The 7,270-nt window shown below is 42.3% G+C and carries 4 protein-coding genes and 1 pseudogene; all 5 read left to right on the top strand.

What is annotated here, in order from left to right:
* The first annotated feature begins 187 nt into the window (after positions 1–187).
* The 5 genes and pseudogenes from FTU90_RS11940 to FTU90_RS11960 all read left to right on the top strand — a co-directional run bounded on the left by FTU90_RS11940 (position 188) and on the right by FTU90_RS11960 (position 6,658).
* Positions 188–1,750 (top strand): sensor domain-containing diguanylate cyclase, encoded by a 1,563-nt coding sequence (locus FTU90_RS11940; RefSeq protein WP_159138908.1) that lies wholly within the window; start codon positions 188–190, stop codon positions 1,748–1,750.
* Between the two features lie 195 nt (positions 1,751–1,945).
* Positions 1,946–5,395 (top strand): MASE3 domain-containing protein, encoded by a 3,450-nt coding sequence (locus FTU90_RS11945; RefSeq protein ID WP_159138909.1) that lies wholly within the window; start codon positions 1,946–1,948, stop codon positions 5,393–5,395.
* Positions 5,396–5,560: 165 nt separating this feature from the next.
* Positions 5,561–6,010 carry a universal stress protein gene (locus FTU90_RS11950; RefSeq protein WP_159138910.1) on the top strand — a complete coding sequence of 150 codons (450 nt, stop codon included), beginning with the start codon at positions 5,561–5,563 and terminating at the stop codon, positions 6,008–6,010.
* A gap of 75 nt (positions 6,011–6,085) precedes the next feature.
* A pseudogene (locus FTU90_RS11955) lies at positions 6,086–6,196 on the top strand (IS5/IS1182 family transposase); the annotation flags it as partial.
* 147 nt (positions 6,197–6,343) lie between these two features.
* Complete coding sequence (locus tag FTU90_RS11960) at positions 6,344–6,658, top strand: monooxygenase (RefSeq protein ID WP_071852326.1); 315 nt, start codon at positions 6,344–6,346, stop codon at positions 6,656–6,658.
* The last annotated feature ends 612 nt before the right edge of the window (positions 6,659–7,270 follow it).

Below are 7,270 nucleotides of genomic sequence, written 5' to 3' on the forward strand. Positions count from 1 at the left end.
GGGTATTTTTTATTCGATAAAAGATCATCAGGCATCTTTAGCAGTCCAAATAATGGGAGCCAGCAATTTCAATTTTACGGCCACCGATTTCTGCTTATTTTAATGATGCTGTTATTGGGAGGAATAAGCAGTTCATGTCAGTTTTTTATGATATAAGTATCATAAATCAACACTTAGGATTGAGCTATTGAGACAGGTTTTACTGGCGCCTCGTTTAAATCTGCGCAGCTTGATTTTACTTTTAACGATTCTAAGTGTGACCTGTCTGTTTGTCTTTGCTTTATTTTTTGTCAACTATACGGTGAAAGAGCGCCTGATCGATAATTCTCTGGCCTTGAATGCGGAATATTCATCCAGAATTGCTGCGCATACCAATTACCAGTTTGAAGAAATCTTAAAAAATTTAAGCTTTAGTGCGAAGTTACTCGGTAAAGACTTTACTAATACAAGCTTGAGAAACACGGAAGCGGCACGTCTCAAAAGCCAATCCGGTAATTTCAACAGTGTTTTTCTGGCTGACCGAGAAGGACGCATCATTTCATTTTTCCCGACCACTTTAAATATTGATGCTAAACAGATTTATACAACCCACGGTATTACCGAGTCGATCAAGCGCAAGCAAACTTATATTTCTTCGCCGTACTGGTCTTCAACCAAAAAATTGATCGTGATTATTTCTGAACCGATCTTCGATGCCCAGGGGCAGTACTTGGGCTTTGTCGCTGGTACGATTTATCTGCAGAGCAAGAATCTGGTCAGTGAAATGCTGGCCTCCAAATATGGCTACAAGAAAAATTATACCTATGTCATGGATGACCAAAATCAGATCATTTTTCATGCCGATACTCGGCAAATTGGCCAGGAAGTCCAGGCGGGTGATGGATTAACCACGATGCTGCCGCAGCAGGATGGCAGTTTCCGTCTGATGAACAGTAAAGGCATAGATAGTCTGGTCGGTTTCTCGCATATTCCCAGCGTGAACTGGGTTGTAGTATCACAGCAGCCGATTGAGGAGCTATTTGCTCAAGCCAACAGTATTATTATCAAGGTATCCATCGGGATTAGCCTATTCTATTTATTCATTTTCTTTGTGGTCTGGCGTTTATCGGGCTTGATTGCACTGCCTTTAAACCATTTGGCGAAAATGGCCAGTATGCTCAGTCGGCAGGATGTTCAGGATAAAATCAACGAAATTAAACCTTCGTATTTTGAAGTCAATCAATTCAAAAATTCTCTGATGCTGAGCTGTCAAAATTTCAATGAAAAAATTGATGAGCTGAATCAATCAGTGAATACTGATCCCCTAACTGGTTTATACAATCGCCGTGGAATGAACCTGTTTATCGAAGAGTTTGTGCGTATGCGTACCGATTTTGCTGTGCTGGCGGCAGATATCGACTTCTTTAAAAAGGTGAACGATACCTATGGGCATGACAAAGGCGATATTGTCTTACAAAGGCTAGCGAACGTGATGCAATATCATTTCCGAGACAATGATGTCTGCTGCCGTTCGGGAGGAGAGGAGTTTATTATTTTAATGGCTGCTTCAGATCCTATAAAAGTTTTTCAGGCAGCGGAGCGGTTACGAAAAGCGGTTGAGCTCACTGAAATGGGAGAAATTGGTATAGTGACCATTTCCATTGGGATTGCTTACTGGCCAAATAGTTCTAACGATGTAGAGGAAGTATTGCGCATGGCAGATCAAAAACTGTATCAGGCCAAGCGTGAAGGACGCAACTGTACGCGTTGATTTTTAGACCTTTACTGATGAAAATTGCATAGAGAGATCTAGCGTATTTTTTTAGTAGTAAAGGATTTTATGAATATATTTACGGAATATTTACCTTGGCTCAATGTTATAATAAACATGTGAATTTTCAACAAATAAAAAACCTTGAATAACCTTATTGTATAAGGCTATTTGTGAATTTCATTGGGGAATTTTATGCCAAAATCATCTCGTGACTTATTTTCACCAGATGTATTCGACCTCAAGTCGTTTATTTCTCCTTATATGATGCTGATTCCACCGACGATTTTTGCCTTGCTGATCTGGTGGACCAATCAAAGTTTTGGTTTCCTATTTACCCATACCGTGGCAGAACTGATTTCAATCATTATCGCGCTCACAGCGCTGATTGTGACCGTGGTGTCACGGCATTTTACTAAAAATTATTTTGTGGTTTTCATTGCCATCGCGCTTGGCTGGTGTGGATTTATTGACCTGTTCCACACCCTGCTATATAAAGGCATGCAAATTCTTCCGGTGGACAGTGCCAATCAGGCCACTCAATTATGGATTGGTGCCCGGTTATTGCAGGCCTTTGCCATGCTCGCTGCGCCCTTTATGCTGACACGGGCGATCAAGCCTCTTGCATTGAACCTGTTTTTTGGTCTGTTCAGTGTGGGGATTGTCAGCGCTGTGATGTTGGGTTTCTTTCCAACCGCCTTTGTTGATGAGCAAGGCCTGACCCCTTTTAAAATTTACAGTGAATATCTGATTATTGCGGTTCTGGCGTTAGCACTGGTGCTGGTCTGGCAGCGCCGCGAATATTTATCGCCTCAACTGACGTTTGGGGTCAGCCTGTCCATGCTGACCATGATGGCTTCTGAATTTGCCTTTACCCAATATGTGTCCGTATATGCCGATGCCAATCTGCTGGGGCATATTCTGAAAGTCTATTCGTACTGGTTCATTTATATGGCATTGGTCGAGTCGACCATTAAAGAGCCTTTTAGCATGTTGTCCAAGGCTGCCAGCACTTATGACACCATTCCTGATCCAACCTATATTGTCACTTCTAGCCAAATGATTCAGCAGGTCAACTTGGCGGCAGCCCAGCTGCACGGCATTCCAGCGACACAATTGAGCGGACGCTCTGTGCATGAACTGGTGCATGATCCTCGGGTAAAGGCCGAAGATTGCCCGGTGTGCTCCCGATTGCAGCAGGCTCCGCAAGAGTTTTTAGTCCAGTTGACCTTGCCGGATCACAAAACGGTTGAGTGTCATGTGGCACCTTTTGCAGAACGCCTGGGTAAAAAAACCGTCTGGGTCATGGTGGTACACGATATTACCGATCGCCAGTTTTTGCTGCAGGATCTGCAGGAACGTGTAAAAGAAGTGCGATGTCTGAATCAGATCAATCAACTCTGCAATAATACCCATACCGGCATGAGCGAGCTGTTGCACAAAGTGATGCAGACAATCCCTTCCGGCTTATCTTCTCCGGAGCGGGTTAAGCTGCAGATTGATAGTGACTGGGGTGTTTTTGGTACAGCCCCTCCGGCTCAGATGCCTTTTTTGCAATCAGTCTTTGCCAATGAGACTCAGCAATTCGGCACCTTAAGCATCTGGTATGATCCGGCAGCGGATGCCCCGACTTTTCTAGATGAAGAGCAGAGTTTAATCGATCATATCACCGGTCAGATTACCGATGTATATACCCGGATACAGTCACAAAGGCGTGTAGCACGGTTGACTTATCTCTATCAGCTGCTCATTGAAACCAACCGGGTGATTGCGCATAGCCAGAATCGGCAAGATTTGCTAACCGAGTTGCAGCAGGTGCTGTTGAATCTGGGTAGTTTTGCTAAAATTTTAATTGCAATCAAAGCAGAGGATCGAGCTGACAGTCCATTGATGATTCAGTTCCATCATAATATTAGCGCAAATATTATGCCCACTTTACGCACTCTCTTACAGCAAGATGAAAATACTCCATTGCATCAGGTGAAAAATACCAGTCCAGAGGTAGATGTCTATGCCTATTCCTTGATCAATGACGCGGACGAGAATGTTTCACCAGAATACCAGGCATGGAGACAGTACTTAAAACAGGAAAAGATAAGTCAGGCAGCATTAATCCCGTTGTTGCTTGATGGACATTTCTGGGGGCTAGTGGGGGTGTATACTACAAGGCAAGTAGAATTTGATGAGGAGCAAATTCTACTGTTGCAAAATCTTTCTAGGGACATTTCTTCTGCGTTGGAGCGTTTTTCAGCGGAGCAACAGCGTAAAACTGCCGAGACCTATTCTCAGCAGATGGAACAACGTTTCCAACAGGTATTTTTGCAGTCTCCCGTGCCAATGCATATTATTTCCGTACAGGATGAACGAATTCTTGCGGTTAATTTGGCCTATGAAAAATGGCTGGGATATAGTCTGGAAGATTTTCAAAATCGGGAAGCCTGGCTGGAAAAAGTGGCGCCTAATCCAGAGCAAAGACAGTTTATGCAGCAGAACTGGGAAGAGGCATTGCAACTGGCAAAAAACGGTAAACAGGTGCAATTTCCTGAAATTACTCTGTTAGCTAAAGATGGTAGTCAGCGTATTGCTCAGCGAACACTGGCGATTGTCGGCAATGATGTGATTCTGGCTTGGAATGATCTGACCACCATCCGCAAAACTGAACAGGCATTACGAGACAGTGAACAGCGTTTCCGGGGTATGGTGGAACAAACCGTGGTCGGGATGTATGTGCTGCGCGACAATCACTATCTGTATGTCAACCCGAGTTATGCCAATATGCTGGGCAGGTCTGCTGCAGCACTCATTGGACATAATATTCTGGAATTTAGCACCATGGCCGCAGACACACCGGCACTGATTAACCAAGAGCAGGATCAGGCTGCAGAATATTCGAGCCTATCCTGTGTGGTTCCGTTCCGACATCAAAATGGCCAGATCCGGGAATTTGCCCTGCATAGCCGTCGCATCACTTGGGATGATGGCTTGCCAGCCTCGATTGTGATGGCACAGGACATTACCGAGCAAAAGCAGGCACAGGACCAGATTGCCCGACAGCTTGAGCAGTTGGAAGCAACCATGTATGGCACCTTACAAGCTGTGTCCATAATGGTGGAATTACGCGATCCTTATACCGCGGGACATGAACGCCGTGTAGGCTTGATTGCCAGTGCCATTGCCAAAGAAATGGGCTGGGATGAAAAACGTTGTCTGCAAATGGAAGAAATTGGATTGGTACATGACATTGGTAAAATTTCAATTCCTTCAGAAATTCTGACCAAACCTACTCGTCTGACCTATCTGGAAATGGAAATGATGAAAGGTCATGCGCAGGCTGGTTATGAAATTCTCAAGGATGTTCCTTTCAATATTCCAATTGCTGAAATCATTGGTCAGCATCACGAACGCATGGATGGGACAGGTTATCCTAAAGGATTAAAAGGTGATGAGATTCATCCTGAGGCGCGTATTCTGACGGTGGCCGATGTGATCGAGTCAATGGCTACACATCGCCCATACCGTCCTGCTTTAGGCATAGAGGTTGCGCTTGCAGAAATCTTAAAAGGACGTGGAACGATTTATGATGTAGAAGTATGTGATGCAGCAGTACGTTTAATTAGGGAAAAGGGATACGTCTTGCCAAGTTAAGCAGTCTTGATCATCAGGTGAATAGCAGCCAAAAAGCTATTCACTTATTTTTTAGTTAAGTAGTATTCCGGATAAATTTGATATTGTTTAATGCTTTAAATTGAAGCGCTAACATGCTTATGTTATCTATAACTGAATAGAAAGTTCGTATTTGGAGCATTATCGATGTCATACCAGAATATTTTAGTACCAGTTGATGGTTCAAAAATTTCATTCTCCGCGGTAAAACATGCGGTCGAAATTGCTCAGGTATTCGATAGCAGATTGACCTTCATCAGTCTGGTTTCTGAAGATCCATTTACAGATGCAGATTTCTATTATTATTATGTCTCTGCTCCAATGAAAGAACACTTTATTCAAGCTTATGCGAATGCAGAAGAGGTATTAAAACAAGCAAGTGAAATTGCATATGCAGCGGGCGTTCAAGTTGAAACTAAAGTCCTAAAAAGTGTAGTGTTTGAAGAAAGTATTGTGAAAACTGCCAAACAGATACAGGCTGATCTCATTGTGATGGGATCGCATGGTCGCAGAGGTTTTAAAAAATGGAGACTCGGAAGTGTGGCCACAGCTGTACTTCGCTCAACCGAATTACCAGTGATGATCATGAAATATTAGGGTGTGTTGACATTTTAGCTTAACAAATAGCGAAGTAGTAAAATCAAATCTTCAAACCTAATTTCACTATTCGATATGCCTCGTACCATGCTGAAAGATCAACACTGGCAAAATTTAAAAGTTATTCTGCGTAATTTATCCATTCATCATAATTCAAACTTACTTAATTTTATTGAAGCTATTCTCATAGTTTTAATTATAAATAGTAAATATCAACGGTGCCTAGTAAATTCAAAAATTTTTAATAGTCAATTTTAGGACTAATTTTTCTTTAAAATCATTAGCAAAATGCTAGAGTATGAAGATTGCTATTGGACGGTAGAGGATAAAACCATGGCTGTTATTCTTCAGGTAGACTTTCCGACGCCAGGCCCATTTGGAGAAGAGATGAGTCGCGCCTATCAAACACTTGCAGAAAGTATTAATCAGGAAGCTGGCATGATCTGGAAAATATGGACAGAAAATAGCGATGCTCAGGAAGCAGGGGGAATTTACCTGTTTGATAGTCAAGATAATGCAGAAAAGTATTTAAAAATGCATACTGCACGCCTGAAAAATTTTGGAATAAAAGATATTCGGGGGAAAATTTTCCAAATTAATTTACCACTGTCTGCTATTAATCAATCCCACTTCATTGTGCAACTTTGACTTTGGTCGGTCTGGAAGCAAGATACTATCTCATCCCACTTCCTACCTAAATTAATCTCTGTTGCATTTCGTCTGAGAATCCAAGCAATAAAAAACCCTGACATCCTGCCAGGGTTTTTTACAGTGCGATCTTTGGTAGCTGCTATTCTACCCTCACTATCCTAGTGTTAGAACTTATCGTTGTTGTTTTCTGTTCCGGAACTTCCTGTTCCTGCATGATTTCATCATAAGTAAAAAAGCACAGATCCCCTAGCCGCAAAATCCCTAAATGTCTGTGCGCCAGGGCGTACAAAAAAGGCTAAAAGTTGTCCCGCTTTTATCTACAGAAATTGGGGATAACTTTTCCCCTAGAGATCTGATGGAATCAGGAAAAATTCTAAAACTGTCCTAGATAAATAGATGAGCTAATTAACCAACACATTCGGCTCATTAGTTGAGTTGAATGTATGCTATATTCAACTCATCTTAGATTTTTAGAGAAAGATGGCTTTGTTGCACAAAGCTATTCTTGAGGGCTTCTTTAGCAATATAATTTCCAGATGAAGAAGCCTGCACCTAAAACTTACCGTACAACCAATTGGTCCTCGTATAACCAAGCTTTAATCAAGCGAG

The organism is Acinetobacter sp. YH12200 (genome assembly GCF_013418175.1).
Lineage (GTDB): Bacteria > Pseudomonadota > Gammaproteobacteria > Pseudomonadales > Moraxellaceae > Acinetobacter > Acinetobacter pseudolwoffii.